Annotated in this window: 14 protein-coding genes; 9 read left to right on the top strand and 5 right to left on the bottom strand. The window is 71.6% G+C overall.

Translation table 11 applies throughout. The features are described 5' to 3' along the window. Positions 1-9: 9 nt before the first annotated feature. From AC07AG_RS41510 to AC07AG_RS41520, 3 genes are all read left to right on the top strand, one after another. Positions 10-1,098 (top strand): sialidase family protein, encoded by a 1,089-nt coding sequence (locus tag AC07AG_RS41510; protein WP_478762219.1) that lies wholly within the window; start codon positions 10-12, stop codon positions 1,096-1,098. Positions 1,099-1,135: 37 nt separating this feature from the next. Continuing rightward, a complete protein-coding gene (npdG, locus tag AC07AG_RS41515; RefSeq protein ID WP_478762221.1) occupies positions 1,136-1,840 on the top strand; it encodes an NADPH-dependent F420 reductase in 705 nt (234 codons plus the stop codon). A gap of 141 nt (positions 1,841-1,981) precedes the next feature. Continuing rightward, positions 1,982-2,173: a hypothetical protein gene (locus AC07AG_RS41520; RefSeq protein ID WP_249590251.1), complete on the top strand. Its 192-nt coding sequence runs from the start codon at positions 1,982-1,984 to the stop codon at positions 2,171-2,173. Here AC07AG_RS41520 and AC07AG_RS41525 read toward each other — a convergent pair. Continuing rightward, positions 2,163-2,966 carry a site-2 protease family protein gene (locus AC07AG_RS41525; protein ID WP_478762222.1) on the bottom strand — a complete coding sequence of 268 codons (804 nt, stop codon included), beginning with the start codon at positions 2,964-2,966 and terminating at the stop codon, positions 2,163-2,165. The two genes, AC07AG_RS41520 and AC07AG_RS41525, sit on opposite strands and share 11 nt — an antisense overlap. A 107-nt stretch (positions 2,967-3,073) precedes the next feature. Here AC07AG_RS41525 and AC07AG_RS41530 point away from each other — a divergent pair, with 107 nt between their 5' ends. Next, positions 3,074-3,439, top strand: a complete 366-nt coding sequence (locus tag AC07AG_RS41530) for a DUF6578 domain-containing protein (RefSeq protein ID WP_478762223.1) — start codon at positions 3,074-3,076, stop codon at positions 3,437-3,439. A gap of 365 nt (positions 3,440-3,804) precedes the next feature. After that, positions 3,805-7,173, top strand: coding sequence for an AfsR/SARP family transcriptional regulator (locus tag AC07AG_RS41535; protein WP_478762224.1), 3,369 nt, complete (start codon positions 3,805-3,807; stop codon positions 7,171-7,173). Between the two features lie 11 nt (positions 7,174-7,184). Here the strand turns inward: AC07AG_RS41535 and AC07AG_RS41540 are convergent, their stop codons facing one another. The 3 genes from AC07AG_RS41540 to panB all read right to left on the bottom strand — a co-directional run bounded on the left by AC07AG_RS41540 (position 7,185) and on the right by panB (position 10,505). Then, positions 7,185-8,012: an ABC transporter permease gene (locus AC07AG_RS41540; RefSeq protein ID WP_478762226.1), complete on the bottom strand. Its 828-nt coding sequence runs from the start codon at positions 8,010-8,012 to the stop codon at positions 7,185-7,187. Beyond that, positions 8,009-9,028, bottom strand: a complete 1,020-nt coding sequence (locus AC07AG_RS41545; protein ID WP_478762228.1) for an ATP-binding cassette domain-containing protein — start codon at positions 9,026-9,028, stop codon at positions 8,009-8,011. Before AC07AG_RS41545 ends, AC07AG_RS41540 begins: the two co-directional genes overlap by 4 nt. 586 nt (positions 9,029-9,614) lie before the next feature. Beyond that, on the bottom strand, positions 9,615-10,505 hold the full coding sequence (panB, locus tag AC07AG_RS41550; protein WP_478762230.1) for a 3-methyl-2-oxobutanoate hydroxymethyltransferase: 891 nt from the start codon (positions 10,503-10,505) through the stop codon (positions 9,615-9,617). Between the two features lie 156 nt (positions 10,506-10,661). Here panB and AC07AG_RS41555 point away from each other — a divergent pair, with 156 nt between their 5' ends. The 4 genes from AC07AG_RS41555 (at position 10,662) to AC07AG_RS41570 (ending at position 15,567) form a co-directional block, all read left to right on the top strand. Next, on the top strand, positions 10,662-12,254 hold the full coding sequence (locus AC07AG_RS41555) for a DHA2 family efflux MFS transporter permease subunit (RefSeq protein WP_478762232.1): 1,593 nt from the start codon (positions 10,662-10,664) through the stop codon (positions 12,252-12,254). Positions 12,255-12,457: 203 nt separating this feature from the next. Continuing rightward, positions 12,458-12,976: a TetR/AcrR family transcriptional regulator gene (locus AC07AG_RS41560; protein ID WP_478762330.1), complete on the top strand. Its 519-nt coding sequence runs from the start codon at positions 12,458-12,460 to the stop codon at positions 12,974-12,976. Between the two features lie 173 nt (positions 12,977-13,149). Next, positions 13,150-14,172, top strand: a complete 1,023-nt coding sequence (locus AC07AG_RS41565) for an endonuclease/exonuclease/phosphatase family protein (RefSeq protein ID WP_478762234.1) — start codon at positions 13,150-13,152, stop codon at positions 14,170-14,172. 174 nt (positions 14,173-14,346) lie between these two features. Further along, the gene (locus AC07AG_RS41570) at positions 14,347-15,567 is read left to right on the top strand and encodes an MFS transporter (RefSeq protein WP_478762236.1); all 1,221 of its coding nucleotides are present in this window, start codon (positions 14,347-14,349) and stop codon (positions 15,565-15,567) included. A gap of 12 nt (positions 15,568-15,579) precedes the next feature. Here AC07AG_RS41570 and AC07AG_RS41575 read toward each other — a convergent pair whose 3' ends face one another. After that, a complete protein-coding gene (locus tag AC07AG_RS41575) occupies positions 15,580-17,334 on the bottom strand; it encodes an NAD+ synthase (RefSeq protein WP_478762238.1) in 1,755 nt (584 codons plus the stop codon). Positions 17,335-17,374: the final 40 nt, after the last annotated feature.

Raw genomic sequence — 17,374 nt, forward strand, 5'->3', positions numbered from 1 at the left:
TGACCCGGGATGGCTGATGAGACAACTGTTCCCTTCCGCGCCGGACGCGAGGGCTACGCGAGCTTCCGGATCCCCGCCGTCGTCCGCACCGACTCCGGCTCCCTGCTGGCCTTCTGCGAAGGGAGGGTCGGCTCGCAGGAGGACTTCGGCAACATCGACGTGGTCCTGAAGCGGTCCAGCGACGGCGGCCGTACCTGGGGTCCGCTCCAGGCCGTCGTCAAGAACGGCGACAACCTCGCGGGCAACCCCGCCCCCGTCGTCCTCGACACCGGCCGCATCCTCCTCGTCCACGTCCGCAACGCCGCCGCCGCGACCGAGGACGCCATCCGCCGCGGCAAGGTCTCCGCCGCGAACGGGCGGCGGATCTGGGTGCAGCACAGCGACGACGACGGGCTGACCTGGTCGGCGGCCCGGGAGATCACCGGGCAGGTGAAGAAGGCGAACTGGCGGTGGTACGCGACCACTCCCGGCCACGCGATCCAGCTGACCGGCGGCGCCGCGAGCGGCCGTGTCGTCGTGCCTGCCAACCACTCCCTGCCGCCGACCGGCACGGACAACGGCACCGAGGGCAAGTACAACGGCGGCCACTGTCTCCTCAGTGACGACCTCGGCCAGACCTGGCGCATCGGCTACGTCGACGACAACACCGACGGCTATGTGAACGTGAACGAGACCACCGCCGCGGAACTCCCCGACGGGCGGCTCTACTTCAACAGCCGCAACGACTCACCGTCCCCCGGCACCCGCGCCGACGCCCACTCCGGCGACGGCGGCCAGAGCCTCGCCAAGCCCTTCCGGCCGCAGGCGGGGCTCGTCGGTCCCGTCGTCGAGTGCAGCGTGCTCCAGCTGCGTACGCCGGACGTGCTGCTGTTCTCCGGGCCCGCCGACCCCGGCTTCCGCGCCCTGATGACGGTGCGCGGGAGCCACGACGGCGGCGCCACGTGGCGGCACGCGTACACGGTGGACGGGCTGCCCGCCGCGTACTCCGATCTCGTCCGCGTCGACGACGAGACCGTCGGACTCCTCTACGAGACGGGTGACTTCAGCGCCTATGAGACGATCACGTTCCGGCGGATCCCGGTGAGCGCGCTGACCTGACCCGGCCCGCGGACAGGCGGTGAGTAAGGTCGCTCGTATGACCTCTCATGACAGTGTGCAGAAGGCCCCCGCCAAGGATCCCTGGGAGCTGCCCGACGTCTCCGGACTCGTCGTCGGCGTGCTCGGCGGCACGGGTGACCAGGGCCGCGGCCTCGCCTACCGCCTGGCCCGCGCGGGCCAGAAGGTGATCATCGGCTCCCGCGCGGCCGAGCGGGCACGGACAGCCGCCGACGAGCTCGGCCTCGGCGTCGAGGGCGCCGAGAACGCGGAGTGCGCGCGGCGCAGCGACATCGTGATCGTCGCCGTGCCGTGGGACGGACACGGCAAGACCCTGGAGGCGCTGCGCGAGGAGCTGAGCGGCAAGCTCGTCGTCGACTGCGTGAACCCGCTCGGCTTCGACAAGAAGGGCGCCTACGCCCTGAAGCCCGAGGAGGGCAGCGCCGCCGAGCAGGCCGCCGCCCTCCTTCCGGACTCCAGGGTCACGGCCGCCTTCCACCACCTCTCGGCGGTCCTGCTCCAGGACGCGGACGTCGAGGAGATCGACACCGACGTGATGGTCCTCGGCGAGGTCCGCGCCGACACGGACATCGTGCAGGCGCTCGCCGCGCGGATCCCGGGCATGCGGGGCGTCTTCGCGGGGCGGCTGCGCAACGCGCACCAGGTCGAGTCCCTGGTGGCCAACCTGATCTCCGTGAACCGGCGGTACAAGGCGCACGCGGGGCTGCGCGTGACCGACGTCTAGGACGTAGCGGGCATGGGGGACACTGGTTGCGGACGCCGATCGGTACGCCACTGCGCACGCCGCTGTGTACGTCGCTCGGTGCGTCGTCCGCACGGTGTCCCACCACCTCCCCGATCCGACCCCCGACAGGAGCCGACCCCCATGCCCCGCCTCGCTCTCTACGCCCTCGCGGTCTGCGCCCTCGCCGTCGTCGCGGCCGTGGTCTCCTTCGTCCAGGGCTACTGGATCGGCGTCGTCTGGGTGCTGCTCGCGGGACTCTCGTCGAACATGGCGTGGTACTACCTGCGCCGCGCGAAGGCCCAGCGGGACGCCGCGCGCGCCGCTACGGGTTGAGCGTGCAGTACTGGCTCGGGTCGCCGTCCCAGAAGCGGTAGAAGTCCTGGCCGCAGTACGTCTCCAGGTCGTACACACCGAGGCCGCGCAGGATCGCGTCGATCGCGTCGAAGAACGCGCCGTTCACCTCGGGGATCCACAGGATGCCGAAGACGGCGATCAGGCCGAACGGCGCGAACGGCTCCACCTGGCGGCGGATCTTGTGCGAGAGCCAGGGCTCGATGACGCCGTAGCCGTCCAGGCCCGGGATGGGCAGCGAGTTCAGGATCGCGGCCGTCACCTGGAGCAGGGCGAGGAAGGCGAGCGCGAAACGGAAGGTGTCAGGGACACCGGAGAGCGCGTCGAGCCAGAACGGCGCGGTGCAGACGATCGCGAAGAGCACGTTCGTGAGCGGTCCCGCGGCCGAGATCAGACTGTGCTTCCACTTGCCCTGGATCCGCCCGCGCTCGATGAAGACGGCGCCACCCGGCAGACCGATGCCGCCCATGATCACGAAGAGCACCGGAAGCACGATGCTGAGCAGCGCGTGCGTGTACTTGAGCGGGTTGAGGGTCAGATAGCCCTTCGCGCCGATGGAGATGTCGCCGCTGTGCAGGGCGGTGCGGGCGTGCGCGTACTCGTGCAGACAGAGCGAGACGATCCAGGCCGCCGTCACGAAGAGGAAGACGGCCAGCCCCGGATTGTCCGCGAACCCGGTCCACGCGGCCCAGCCGGAGACCGCGGTGACGGCGGCGATCCCGAGGAAGACGGGGCTGATCCGCCGGTCGCTGCGTCGGGTGGGAGCGGTGGTCATGAGGCGGGGCTCCTGGAGGTGGCGGGCCGGTTGTCGTACGGGACCGTACCCCGGCGTACGTCGAAAACGTCTCGCACTCGGTGGGGAGTTCCAGGGAGGGTGGGGGCATGGCGCTGTGGAACGTGATGTACGCCGACTGGCAGATGGAATGCTGCGGGACGCCGTTCTCCGTCGGGGACGAGGTGGCGTGGCAGCTCGGCGGCGGTCCGCCGCTGCACTCCGTGGAGCGGCACGGGGCCGAGGGCCCCGTCACCGTGGGGCGGGTGCGGTCGATCCAGGTGGTGACGCGGGAGTTCGTGCTGCGGGCCGGCACGGACACGTTCGAGCAGGCGGCCGGGGAGGAGTGGCTCCGTCCGGTGGAGAAGTGCCCGAAGTGGTTCACGGACCCGGTGGAGGGCTGCCGGGAGCAGGGCCGCTTCCGGCGGGAGGTGGGGGTGCTCGTCTCCCTCGACGTACGGGAAGATGGCGGGTGACCGGCGCCTTCCCTCGCCCGCGGACAGGCTGGACAGCGGCCCGCCCGGCGGCCGAGGATGAACGCCGGGGGAACGGGGGCCGTGTACCTGGCGCATCCGCCGGACGGGACCGTCAGACCCGCCGCCTCCTGCTCGGGCGCCATGAAGGCGGCGGTGCCGATCCGCGGCCCGGTGCCGGTCCGCGGCCCGGTGGCGTCGGCCGCTCGGGCGAAGCCGATGCCGAAGCCGATGCCGAAGCCGATGCCGAAGCCGATGCCGAAGCCGATGCCGAAGCCGATGCCGAAGCCGATGGCGCAGCCGGTGGCCACCCGCCCGCCCACGCCCGGCGCAGCACCCGAGACCACCCCTCACCTCCACCGGAGACAATGGACCCCGTGCGCTACCGCATTCTCGGCACCACCCAGGCATTCCACGCCGACGGCACGACCATCGCCGTCGGCGGCTCACGGCTGCGCGCACTCCTGACGGTCCTCGCCCTGCGCGCCCCCCGCCCGGTCCCCGCGCCCGCACTCGTCGACGAGGTGTGGGGCGGTGACCCGCCCGCCGACGCGACCGGCGCGCTGCAGGCACTGGTGGGCCGCCTGCGCCGGGCCATCGGCGCCGGGGCGATCGCCTCGACCGACGGCGGCTATCAGCTGTGCGCCGCCCCGGACGACATCGACCTGTACCGCTTCGACCGCCTCGTCGGCGAGGGGACGGACGCCCTCGCCGACGGCGACGCGGCAAAGGCCGCGGCGATCCTCGACGACGCGCTGGCCCTCTGGCAGGGCCCCCCGCTCGCCGACCTCCCGGACCGCACGGCGGAGGCCGCCCGGTGGGAGGCCCGCCGCCTGGAGGCCCGCCGCGCCGGGCTGGCCGCGGCGCTCGCCCTCGGCCGGGCCGAGCAGGTGCTGCCCGAGCTCGCCGCCCTGTGCGACGGCCACCCCCTCGACGAGCCGCTCCAGGCCCTGCGGCTGCGGGCGCTGCGCGACGCGGGCCGCCCGGCACAGGCGCTCGCCGCGTACGACGGAGTGCGCCGCCTCATCGCGGACCGCATCGGCGCCGACCCGGGCCCCGAACTCCGCGCCCTCCACGAGGAGTTGCTGCACCACGACGCCCCGCCGCACGCCTCGCGGCCCCCGCAGCCGCCCCCTTCCCGGGTCCGCCCGCCGGAGAGACCGCAGGGCAACCTGCGCGCCAGGCTCACCTCCTTCGTCGGCCGCGAGGACGACATAGAGGCCATCCGGGACGACCTGACGCGGGCCCGCCTCGTCACGCTGCTCGGACCCGGTGGCGCCGGCAAGACGCGGCTCTCGCAGGAGGCCGCCGAGGCGTACGCGGACGGCGTGCCCGACGGCGTATGGCTGGCCGAGCTCGCGCCGGTCGAGGACCCGGACGCGGTGCCGGAGGCGGTCCTCACCGCGCTCGGCGCCCGTGAGACGGTGCTGCGCGGCGCGGGCGCCGAAGAGCTGCGCGCGGTCTCGGAGCGGCACGGCGACGACCCCGTCGTCCGCCTCACCGAGCACTGCGCACCGCGCCGGATGCTCCTGATCCTCGACAACTGCGAGCACGTCATCGACGCCGCGGCCCGCCTCGCCGACCGGCTGCTCGCGCACTGCCCCGACCTCACGGTCCTCGCCACCAGCCGTGAACCCCTGGGCGTACCGGGGGAGTTGCTGCGCCCCGTGGAGCCGCTGCCCGAGCCGATCGCGCTGCGGCTGCTCGCGGACCGCGGCGCGGCGGCCCGGCCGGGCTTCCGCATCGAGGACGACCCGTCGGCGGCAGCGGAGATCTGCCGCCGCCTGGACGGCCTGCCGCTGGCCATCGAACTGGCCGCGGCGCGCCTGCGCATGCTCACCACCCGGCAGATCGCCGACCGCCTCGACGACCGCTTCCGCCTCCTGACGAACGGCGCCCGCACGGTCCTGCCCCGCCAGCAGACCCTGCGCGCGGTCGTCGACTGGTCCTGGGAACTCCTTGACACCCCCGAGCGCACCGTCCTGCGCCGCCTCTCCGTCTTCGCCGGCGGCTGCGACCTGGCCGCCGCCGAGGCGGTGTGCGGGGCCCCCGCCGAGTCCGCCGCGGCCGGTGACGGGGCGGGGATCCGGCCGCTCGACGTCGCGGACGTGCTCGGCTCCCTCGTCGACAAGTCCCTTGTCGTCGCGGCCCCTTCGCCGCAGGGCGGCATGCGCTACCGGCTCCTGGAGACCGTGGGCGAGTACGCGGGGGAGCGGCTCGACGAGGCCGGTGACCGCGGCGCCGCCGAACGGGCCCACCTCGTGTACTTCCGGGAGCTGGCCCGGCTCACCGAACCGCGGCTGCGGGGCGGCGGGCAGCGGGAGGCCGTCGAGCGGCTCGAGGTCGAGTACGAGAACCTGCGCACCGCCCTGCGGCACGCGGTCGCCGCCAGGGACGAGCAGGAAGCGCTCTGCCTTGTCCTCTCGCTCTCCTGGTACTGGACCATCCGCGACCTGCGCCTGGAGATCCGCAACTGGTCCCGGGACGTCGTCGCCCTCGGCCCCGACCCGTTCGCGCGCCCCGTCACCCCGGTGGAACCGCTCTACGAACGCTGCACGGACAACCCGCCGCCCATGCGCCCGGAGGTGCTCCAGGAGGCGCGGCGCGGAGTCCACCTCATCCAGCTCTCCTGCATGGACATGAACCTGGAGGCCTGGCAGACGCCCGAGGCCATGGAGAAGCTCGCGGGCATCCGCGAGGCCTACCGGCCGGGTCTTCCGCAGACCTGCTGGTCGCCGGGGAGCCTGTGGTTCTTCGCGGTGCTGCTCGAGGGGGACATCGACCAGCTGTACGACATCATCGACGCGACCATCGCCACCTGCCGCGAACGCGGGTACGACTGGGAGCTCGCCGCGTCCTTGCAGCAGCGCGCCAACATCCTCGCCAACCGCGCCGACTGGGCCGGTGACGCCCGCCGCGACGCCGACGAGTCCCTGGAGATCTTCAGCAGGCTCGGCGACGTGTGGGGCATGGCCGAGGCGCTCTCCTCGCGCGGCGAGGCCCATGAGCGGCGCGGCCGGTACGCCCTGGCCGCCGAGGACTTCGCCGCCGCCATCGAGCACGCGGAGCGGCTCGGTGCCCCCGCGCAGGTCAGCGTGCTCACGGCCCGGCTCGGGGCGGTGCTCGCCGAGGCGGGCGAACTGGCCCGGGGCGAGGAGCTGCTCTGGTCGGTCATGGAGCATGCCGGCAACGCCGCCGCCAATTCGAGCGAATCCCTGCCCGCCGCACGGTTCTTCCTCGTCGACCTGCTCGCCCGGACCGGCCGCACCGCCGAGGCGCGCGAACAACTGCGGCTGCTCAAGGAAGAGTTCAAGGCCGTCGACTTCGTCATCTTCGAGGGTTTCATGCTGGGCGCCGAGGCATGGATCGACACCGTGGAGGGCCGCCACGCCGAGGGTCTGGTCACGGCGCGAGCCGCGCTCGACAATTCCCTGGACCCGCTGACCAAGTTGATGGCGCCGCAGATGACCTCCGTCCATCTCACCGTCGCCGCACGGGCCCTGGCCGCGCTCGACGGCGGCCGGCACGCCCGCGACGCGGCGCGGCTGATCGCGGTCGCCCACCGTGAGCTGCCGCGCGGCCACTTCGCTCCGGCCGCGGAGCGCGAGATCCACACGGCCGCCGTGGAGCTGGCGCGCGGGGCACTGGGTGACGCCGCGTACGAGGCCGCGTACGCGGAAGGCGGCGGACTCTCCGTGGAGGAGGCCGCCGCCCTCTGCGACAGGCACATCGGCTAGCAGCTGTGCGCTCAGCTCTTCGTGCGGAACTTGTGGATCGCGATCGGCGCCATGACCAGCGTGAGCAGCGCCGACCAGCCGACCGTCACCCAGATGTCGTGCGCGACCGGGCCGCCCACCATCAGGCCGCGCGCGGAGTCCGCGAGCGAGGACAGCGGGTTGTAGTCGGTGAAGGCCTGCAGCCAGCCCGGCATGGACTGCGTCGGCGCGAAGATCGACGAGCCGAACTGCAGCGGCATCAGGACCAGGAAGCCCATCGCCTGCACGGACTGGGCGCTCTTCATCGCGACGCCGAGGACCAGGAAGATCCACATGATGGACATCCCGAAGAGCGCGGAGAGGCCGACGGCGCCGAGCAGGCCGCCCCAGTTCGTGATGTCGAAGCCCACCAGGACGCCGACGATCATCATGATCGTCGTCGCGATGAGGAGCCGCATCAGCTCCACCACGATCTTGGCGAAGAGCACCGAACCCTGGCCGATCGGCAGGGTGCGGAAGCGGTCCATGATGCCGTTCTGGAAGTCCTGGTTGAAGCCGGTGCCGACGGCCATGGCGATGTTCATGCTCATCATCGCCATCATGCCCGGCACCACGTACTGCACGTACGCGTCCTGACCGCCGCCGAGCGCCTGGCCGATGGAGCCGCCGAAGACGTACACGAACAGGAGCGTGAAGACGATCGGCATCATGATCGCGTCGAACATCGACTCCGGGTCCTGGCGGATCCACAGGAGATTGCGGCGGACCAGGGCGCTGGTGTGCCGCACGTGGTCGCGCAGCCCGATGCGGGCGTCGGCCTCTCCCTGATGGAGGGGCGGCGTGAGAGTGGTGCTGCTCATACGGCAACCTCCTCGAGTTCGGGGCGGGCGTCCTGCGGGGCGCTTGCCTTGTGGCCGGTGATGGAGAGGAACACCTCGTCCAGGCTGGGCAGTTCGGTGGCGATGGAGCCGATCGTGATGCCGCGCGCGGTGATCGCGCCGACCACGGCGGTCAGCTGCTCGTCGCTGAGGATCGGCACCAGGACCGTGCCGGACTCGGCGTCCACGGTGGAGGTGGCGAGGCCGGTCAGGCCCATGTCGTCGAGGGCGCCGGCCAGCGGGCGCAGCTCCAGCGGGTCGGCCGGGCGGATGCGCAGGGTGCGGCCGCCGACCTTCGCCTTCAGCTCGTCGATGCCGCCGTTGGCGATGACCTTGCCGCGGTCGATGACGGTCAGCTCGGAGGCCAGCTGCTCGGCCTCCTCCATGTACTGGGTGGTGAGCAGCACGGTGACACCGTCGGTGACCATGCGCTTGACCTCGGCCCACACCTCGTTGCGGGTGCGGGGGTCCAGGCCGGTGGTCGGCTCGTCCAGGTAGAGGACGGACGGGCTGCCGATCATCGACGCCGCGAGGTCCAGGCGGCGGCGCATGCCGCCGGAGTACGTCTTGGCGGGGCGGCTCGCCGCCTCGGTGAGGGAGAACCGCTCCAGGAGCCCGTCCGCCTTCGACCTGGCCTCCTTGCGGGAGAGGTCCAGGAGCCGCCCGATCATGTACAGGTTCTCGCGCCCCGAGAGCTTCTCGTCGACGGCTGCGTACTGGCCGGTGAGGCCTATGACGCGGCGGAGCTGGCGGGGCTGCTTGACGACGTCGTACCCGGCCACGAAGGCCGAGCCGGAGTCCGGGACGACGAGGGTGGAGAGGCAGCGTACGAGGGTGGTCTTGCCGGCGCCGTTCGGGCCGAGCACGCCGAGGACCGTGCCCTCGCGTACGTCGAGGTCCACGCCGTCCAGTGCTTTGGTCTCGCCGTAGTGCTTGACCAGTCCCCTCACGGTGACGGCGCTTCCGGCGCCGCCGGGGGTGATGTCGATTCGCTTCATGCCGGAAGAATGACAGCAGCCACCGACAAAGCGCCGACAGGCCGCCTACACCTGGCCGGTGGGGCCGGTGCCGTGACTTCTTGCCCCGGGGTGGGGCCCGCTGCGGGCGGGGCCGGGCGGTTGCCTCACCTGCGGCTGGACGCCCCCTTGTCCCGCCGCTCCGCGACGGATCTCTCCCACCCACCCACCCGATTACCCGGTGTCTCCCTGGGGTGGGTGGGGGCACGCCCTTGTTTGTTTCCTGCGGGTGGGTCTGTTCATCCGCCGCTCCGCGGCGATGTCTCCCACCCACCCACCCGATTACCCCGGGGCAATCGGGTGGGTGGGTGGGGAACATCCGCCGCGAAGCGGCGGGACAGGAGGCGGTGCGGGACAGGAGGCGGCGCGGGGCAGGGCCGGGTGATCGGGTGGGAGACATCGCCGCGCAGCGGCGGACGCAGAGCCCCGCACCCGACCCCAGAGAGAAGCGAGCCCCGCACCCGACCCCAGAGAGAAGCGAGCCCAGCAGCACGCCCCCCGGCGAGAAAAAAGCGGACAGCCCGTCGACGGGGGAAATCGACGGGCTGCCGGTGGTGCCGCTATGGCTCTAGTGGACCGAGTGCTCCGCGGCGGGGAACGTCCCGCCCACCACGTCGTCCGCGAACGCCTTGGCCGCGCCGCCCATCACGGCCCGCAGATCCGCGTACTGCTTCACGAAGCGCGGCATCTTGCCGCCGGTCAGGCCCAGCATGTCCGTCCAGACCAGGACCTGCGCGTCGCAGCCCGCACCCGCACCGATGCCGACCGTCGGGATGTGGAGGGACCGGGTGACCTCGGCCGCCAGCTCCGCCGGTACCAGTTCGAGGACCACCGCGAACGCGCCCGCGTCCTGCGCGGCCTTCGCGTCGTTCAGCAGGCGGTGCGCCGCCTCGTCGCCGCGGCCCTGGACGCGGTAGCCCATGGTGTTCACGGACTGCGGCGTCAGGCCGAGGTGGGACATGACGGGGATGCCCGAGGAGACGAGCAGCTCGGTCTGGGCGAGCGAGCGTTCGCCGCCCTCCAGCTTCACCGCGCCGACCCCGGCCTCCTTCACCAGGCGCGTCGCCGAGCGAAGCGCCTGGACCGGTCCTTCCTGGTACGACCCGAAGGGCAGGTCGCCGACGATCAGGGCGCGCGACGTGCCCCGTACGACGGCAGCCGACAGCATGGTCATCTCGTCGAGGGTGACGGGCACGGTGGTCTCGTACCCGAGGTGACAGTTGCCCGCCGAGTCGCCGACCAGCATCACGGGGATGCCCGCCTCGTCGAACACGGACGCGGTCATCGCGTCGTACGCGGTGAGCATGGGCCACTTCTCGCCCCGCTCCTTGGCGGCGGCGATGTCCCGCACGGTGATGCGTCGCGTGCTCTTGCCTCCGTACAGCGCCTTGCTGCTGTCGGTGGACTGGCTCGCGGAGGGCCCCGCAGGCTGGTTCTGGGCAGCCGAGAGTTGCGTCATCGCAACGGCTCCTTCTCTTATCTCGAGGCGCCCTGACGGCGTCCCCGGATCACCTCCATGGTGGCATCGCGTGCCGCCCGTCGGCTAGTGGACCCTTCGGTAAAGTCTTTACAATACGAGACGGTCTCGTATCGAAATGATTCTAGAGTGGGAGCCATGACTACTCCCGCCGTCACCACTCCACGCATACCGGAAGCCGTCCACCGGCGCCGTTGGGCGATCCTCGGCGTCCTGATGCTGAGCCTGCTGATCGTGGTGCTCGACAACTCGATCCTGAACGTCGCCATCAAGACGATCTCGACCCCGGAGCCCACGGGCCTCGGCGCCACCCAGGGCGACCTGGAGTGGGCCATCAACTCCTACACCCTGGTCTTCGCCGGGCTGCTCTTCACGGCGGGCCTGCTCGGCGACCGGCTCGGCCGCAAGCGGATGCTGCTCGTGGGCCTCGCCGTCTTCGGCATCGGCTCCGCGCTCGCCGCCGAGTCCGGCTCACCCGTCCAACTCATCCTGTTCCGCGCGGTGATGGGCCTCGGCGCCGCCTTCGTGATGCCCGCCACCCTCGCCGTCCTGATGAACGTCTTCGAGCGCGACGAGCAGCCCAAGGCCATCGGCATCTGGGCGGGCGGCGTCGGCCTCGCCATCGCGATCGGGCCCATCACCGGCGGCGTACTGCTCGACCACTTCTGGTGGGGCTCGGTCTTCCTGGTGAACGTGCCGATCGTGATCGTCGCGATCGGCCTGATGATCTGGCTCGTCCCCGAATCGCGCGACCCGAGGCCTGGCCGCATCGACCTGGTGGGCGTGGGCCTGTCCGTCATCGGCCTCGTCCTGCTCGTCTACGGCATCATCAAGGGCGGCCAGCTCGCCGACTTCACCGACCCCGCCGTCCTCGCGACCATCGTGGCGGGCATCGTCGTACTCGTCGGGTTCGTGCTCCACGAGAAGCGCAGCGACCACCCGTCCATCGACATCTCGTACTTCAAGAACCGCGTCTTCTCGGCGGCGATCAGCTCCCTCGCACTGGTCTTCTTCGCGCTGATGGGCGTGACGTTCTTCGCGGTCTTCTACACGCAGAGCGTGCGCGGCTACTCGCCGCTGGAGACCGGCCTGTTGATGCTGCCGCTCGCCGCGGCACAGCTCATCTTCGCGCCGCGCGCCCGCCTCGTCGTCGACCGCTTCGGGGTGCGCGCGGTGTGCTCGGGCGGGCTGCTGCTTCTGGCCGCGATGCTCGCCGCCTTCACGATCCTGGAGGCCGATACGCCGATCTGGATCCTGGAGGTCATGTTCTTCCTGATGGGCACGGGCATGGCGCACATCATGACGCCCGCGAGCGTCGTCATCATGCAGGCGCTGCCCCGCGAGAAGGCGGGCTCCGCCTCCGCCCTGAGCAACACCTTCCGGCAGGTCGGCGGCGCCCTGGGCATCGCGGTGCTCGGCTCCGTGCTCTCCGCGGCCTACCGCAGCGGAGTCGAGGACAAGCTCACCCTGCTGCCCGCCGACGTACGGCACACCGCGGGCGAGTCCATCGAGGCCACCCTCGGTGTCGCAGCCAAGCTCGGCCCGCGCGGCGAACCGCTGGTGACCGCGGCCCACGACTCCTTCCTGCACGCCATGCACGTCACGGCGCTCTGCGGCGCGGGCGTCGCCCTGATCGGCGTCGTGGTCGTCGCCCTGTTCCTGCCGGGCCGCACGCCCCAGGAGCCGGAGGCGGAGCAGCAGGAGGCGGACCCGGTGGGCGCCGGGCACTGACGGGGCGTAGGGCACCGACGGGGCACGGGGCGCGGAGGGGGCACGGGGCGCGGAGGGGGCTGCATGGCCGGGCAGGGACAATCGGCCCGACAGAGCGTCGGACGACGAGAGACGGAGTTGACGTGGGCCACATCGCCAAAGGCGTCCGGGGGCGTCCCCGCAGCGAGGCCGTGGAGCGGTCGATCGTCGAGGGCGTACTGAAGATGATCGAGGACGGTGTGCCCCTCGCCGACCTCTCCATCGAACGGATCGCCCGCACGGCGGGTGTCGGCAAGGCCACCATCTACCGTCGCTGGAGCGGCAAGGAAGAGCTCTTCGTCGACATCCTGCGCGGCGTGGAAGGCCCCCCTCCCGAACTGGCGGGGGAGTCCATGCGCGGGGATCTCGTCACGCTCCTCGACCATCTGCGCAGGCGCGGCGTGAACATGAGGTCCTCCGCGATCCTGCACAACGTCTTCGCGCAGATGAAGAGCCTGCCCAGGCTGTGGGAGGCGTACCACGCGACCGTCGTCGAACCGCAGCGCCGCGTCATGATCGGCGTGCTGCGCCGCGGCGTCGAGAGCGGCGAACTGCGCGCCGACGTCGACATCGTGCTCGCCAACGACCTCTTCGTCGGACCCATGCTCGTGCGCACCGTCCTGCGCCCCGACGCGCCGCTCGACGAGGACCTCGCCGAGCGGATCGTGGACACCGTGCTCGCGGGGCTGCGGCCCACGGGGTGAATGTGCGCGTTTCGTCACAGCGGCCCGTTCTGCGCACAGAAGCGGAACCCGCCGCGTCGCCCCGCTCGTCCTCGTCCCGTACGGCCGTCACGGACGGCGGGGAGGACACCCGATCATCGCCTAGGGTTTCAGGGGCGAGGACGGTTGCACGGCACCAGTGAGGCGACGAGCGTATGGCGCAGGCGTATGTGACGGAAACGGGCAACGGCGGCTCGGGGCCTGACCGCCAGGGGTCCCGGTTCCGGCGCCTGGTCGAGGGATGGCGCGGCGACCGGGGCATCTGGAGGCGCGGGCTGGTCACGGCCGGGGTCGCGGTGCTGCTCGCTCTGGTGATGCTCTTCCATGCGCAGATCCCGAACGGCGTCGGCAACCTCGGCAGCCTCATCGAGACGTTCCTGCCCTGGCTCGGCATCCTCGTGCCGGTGCTGCTGGTCGTCGGCTTCGTGCGCAAGTCCGCCACCGCGCTGATCGCCGTGCTGCTTCCGGCGGTCATCTGGGTGAGCTCCTTCGGCGGCCTGATCTCCGACAAGTCCGGCGCCGGCGGCGACCTGACCGTCGCCACCCACAACGTGAACGCGGAGAACGCCGACCCGTCGGGCACCGCCCGTGACGTCGCCGCGTCCGGCGCCGACGTCGTGGCCCTGGAGGAGCTCACCGCGGACGCCGTCCCGACGTACGAGAAGGCCCTGGCAGGCACCTACAAGTACCACTCGGTGCAGGGCACGGTCGGCCTGTGGAGCAAGTACCCGCTGACCGGCACCCAGCCCGTCGACATCAAGCTGGGCTGGACGCGCGCGATGCGGACGACGGTCAACAGCCCCAAGGGCGAGGTCGCCGTCTACGTCGCCCACCTGCCGTCGGTGCGGGTCAAGCTGGACGCGGGCTTCACCGCCAACCAGCGTGACGCGAGCGCGGACGCGCTGGGCGAGGCGATCGCCGACGAGCAGATCTCCAAGGTCGTGCTGCTCGGCGACCTGAACGGCACGATGAACGACCGTGCCCTGAACGCGGTCACCTCGCAGATGCGCTCCACGCAGGGCGCGGCGGGCGACGGCTTCGGCTTCAGCTGGCCCGCGTCGTTCCCGATGGCGCGGATCGACCAGATCATGGTGAAGGGCGTCGAGCCGATGTCGTCGTGGACGCTGCCGGAGACGGGCAGCGACCACCTGCCGATCGCGGCGCGCGTCGAGCTCTGACCTCGGAAGTCCTCGGTCCTCGGTCCTCGGAAGTCCTCGGGAGTCCTCGGGGCGCACCTGCCACGTGGTGCACATCCCTTCTTAACCTCACGGAATACTGAGCCTGAGACACTTTGTTCCGTACGTAAACTTACGGAACACCACTCCCTCACGCGCTCCCCCGGAAGGTTCTTCATGCCCCTGGCCCTGCTCGCCCTAGCCGTGGGCGCCTTCGGCATCGGTACGACCGAGTTCGTGATGATGGGCCTGCTGCCCAACGTCGCGGACGACCTGGACATATCCATCCCCTCCGCCGGGCACCTGGTCTCGGCGTACGCCCTGGGTGTCGTCATCGGCGCCCCGCTGCTCGCCGCGGTCACCGCGCGCATGCCGCGCCGCCGGGTCCTCATCGGCCTGATGGTGCTCTTCGTCGCCGGCAACGCACTGTCGGCGGCGGCCCCCGACTACCACTGGCTGATGGCCGCCCGCTTCCTGAGCGGCCTTCCGCACGGCGCGTTCTTCGGTGTCGGCGCGGTGGTCGCCACCGGTCTGGTGGCTCCCGAGCGCAAGGCGCGCTCCGTCTCGCTGATGTTCCTCGGCCTGACCGTCGCCAACATCGTGGGCGTCCCCGTGGCCACGGCCATGGGGCAGCAGCTCGGCTGGCGCGCGACGTTCCTCGCGGTCAGCGCGATCGGCCTCGCGGCGATCGCCGCGCTTGCCTTCTTCGTGCCCGCCGACCACGGCCACGGCGAGAGCGGCGGCCTGCGCGGGGAGCTTCGCGCGCTCGGCAGCGTTCCGGTGTGGCTCGCGCTCGGTACGACCGTCGCGGGCTTCGGGGCGCTCTTCTCCGCGTACAGCTATGTGACGCCGATGCTGACCGATGCCGCGGGCTACGCCGAATCCAGCGTCACGCTGCTGCTCGCGCTCTTCGGAGTCGGCGCGACCGCGGGCAATCTCCTCGGCGGCAGGCTCGCCGACCACTCCCTGCGGGGCACGCTCTTCGGCGGACTCACGGCGCTCGTCGTGGTCCTTGCCCTGTTCCCGGTCCTCATGGGGACGGCGTGGAGCGCGGCGCTCGCGGTGACGCTGCTCGGCATGGCGGCGTTCACGACGGGTTCGCCCCTGCAGCTGATGGTCATGGAGAAGGCATCCGCGGCCCCGTCCCTTGCCTCGTCCGCGAACCAGGCCGCGTTCAACCTCGCCAACGCGGGCGGCGCGTGGGTCGGCGGCCTCGCGCTGGCCGCGGGCTTCGGGGTCACGTCGCCGGCGCTGACGGGCGCCGCGCTGGCCGTGCTGGGCCTCGGGGTGGCCTCAGTGGCGTACCTGGTGGACCTGCGGGCGCACGGGCCCGCGGCGGGCGGTGAGCGGTTGGTGGCTTCGGGCAAGCCGGTGCGGGAGTCGTCCCACACCGGCTGACCCGGGCGTGGCTCAGCCGGACTCCCGCCACCGGTTGGTGATCGGCAGCCGCCGGTCCTTGCCGAAGCCCTTCGCGGAGATCTTCGTGCCCGGCGGATACTGCCGCCGCTTGTACTCGGCGGTGTCCACCATCCGCAGCGTCTTGACGACGAGCTCCCGGTCGTACCCGGCGGCGACGATCGTGTCCGCGCCCTGGTCGCGGTCGACGTACATCGCCAGGATCGCGTCGAGTACGGGATAGTCCGGCAGCGAGTCCGTGTCCACCTGGCCGGGACGCAGCTCCGCGCTCGGCGGCTTGCTGATGGAGTTCTCCGGGATGGGCGGCGTCTGGCCACGGTCGAGCGCCGCGCGGTTGCGCCACTCGGCGAGCCGGAAGATCAGGGACTTGTAGACGTCCTTGATCGGTCCGTACGCCCCGACCGAGTCGCCGTAGAGCGTCGAGTACCCCACCGCCAGCTCGGACTTGTTGCCCGGGGCGAGGACGATGTGGCCCTCCTGGTTGGAGATGGCCATCAGCATCGTGCCGCGCAGGCGCGACTGGAGGTTCTCCTCGGCGAGCCCGGTCAGACCGAGCGACTCCATGTACGCGTCGAACATCGGGGCGATCGGCACGGTCCGGAAGTTCAGCCCCGTGCGCCGGGCCAGGTCTTCCGCGTCGCCGAGGGAGTGGTCCGACGAGTAGCGGGACGGCATGGCGACGCCGTACACGTTCTGTGCGCCGAGCGCGTCGCAGGCGAGCGCGGCGGTGAGCGCGGAGTCGATGCCTCCGGAGAGGCCGATCAGCACGCTGCTGAATCCGTTCTTCGCGGCGTACGCGCGCAGCCCGACGACCAGCGCCGAGTACACCTCCTCGTCGTCGTCGAGCCGCTCGGCGTACCCACCGGTGAGCTCGGGCTCGTACGCGGCCAGGGGCTCATCGGAGACGGTGACGTGCTCGATCCGCAGCCCGTCGTCCACGACGCCCGACGGCGGCTCGGCCGCGGCGGCGGGCAGCTCCAGATCGAGGACCACGCACCCCTCGGCGAACTGCGGCGCCCGCGCGATGACTTCGCCGTCCCGGTCCACGACGACCGAGTCGCCGTCGAAGACGATCTCGTCCTGGCCGCCGATCATGGCGAGGTAGGCGGTGGTGCAGCCGGCCTCCTGCGCCCGCTTGCGCACCAGCTCAAGGCGTACGTCGTCCTTGTTCTGCTCGTACGGCGACGCGTTGATGGAGAGCAGCAGCCCCGCCCCCGCGGTGCGCGTCGCCGGGACGCGGCCGCCGTCCTGCCAGAGGTCCTCGCAGATGGCGAGCGCGACGTCGACGCCGTGCACGCGCACGATCGGCAGGGTCTCGCCCGGCACGAAGTAGCGGAACTCGTCGAAGACCCCGTAGTTCGGCAGGTGGTGCTTGGAGTACGTCAGGACGGCCTCGCCGCGGTGCAGCACGGCGGCGGCGTCACGCGGCGCGCCCGCGGGCTGGCCGTACTTCGGCTTGGCCTCCTCGGTGCGGTCGAGATAGCCGACGACGACCGGCAGCTCGCCGTACCCCTCGTCGTTCAGCCGCACGGCGAGCGCCCGCAGCGCCTGACGCGAGGCGTCGACGAAGGACGACCGCAGGGCGAGATCCTCGACCGGATAGCCGGTGAGCGCCATCTCGGGGAACGCGACGAGGTGCGCTCCCTGCTCGGCGGAGTGCCGGGTCCAGCGGACGATGGCCTCGACGTTCCCGGCGAGATCGCCGACGGTCGAGTCGATCTGATTCAGTGCGAGGCGTAGTTGAGGCACGGGGCCCAGTGTAATCGTCAGAGCGACGCGATGCCCTGAC

The sequence above is a fragment of the Streptomyces sp. NPDC044044 genome (genome assembly GCF_056434405.1).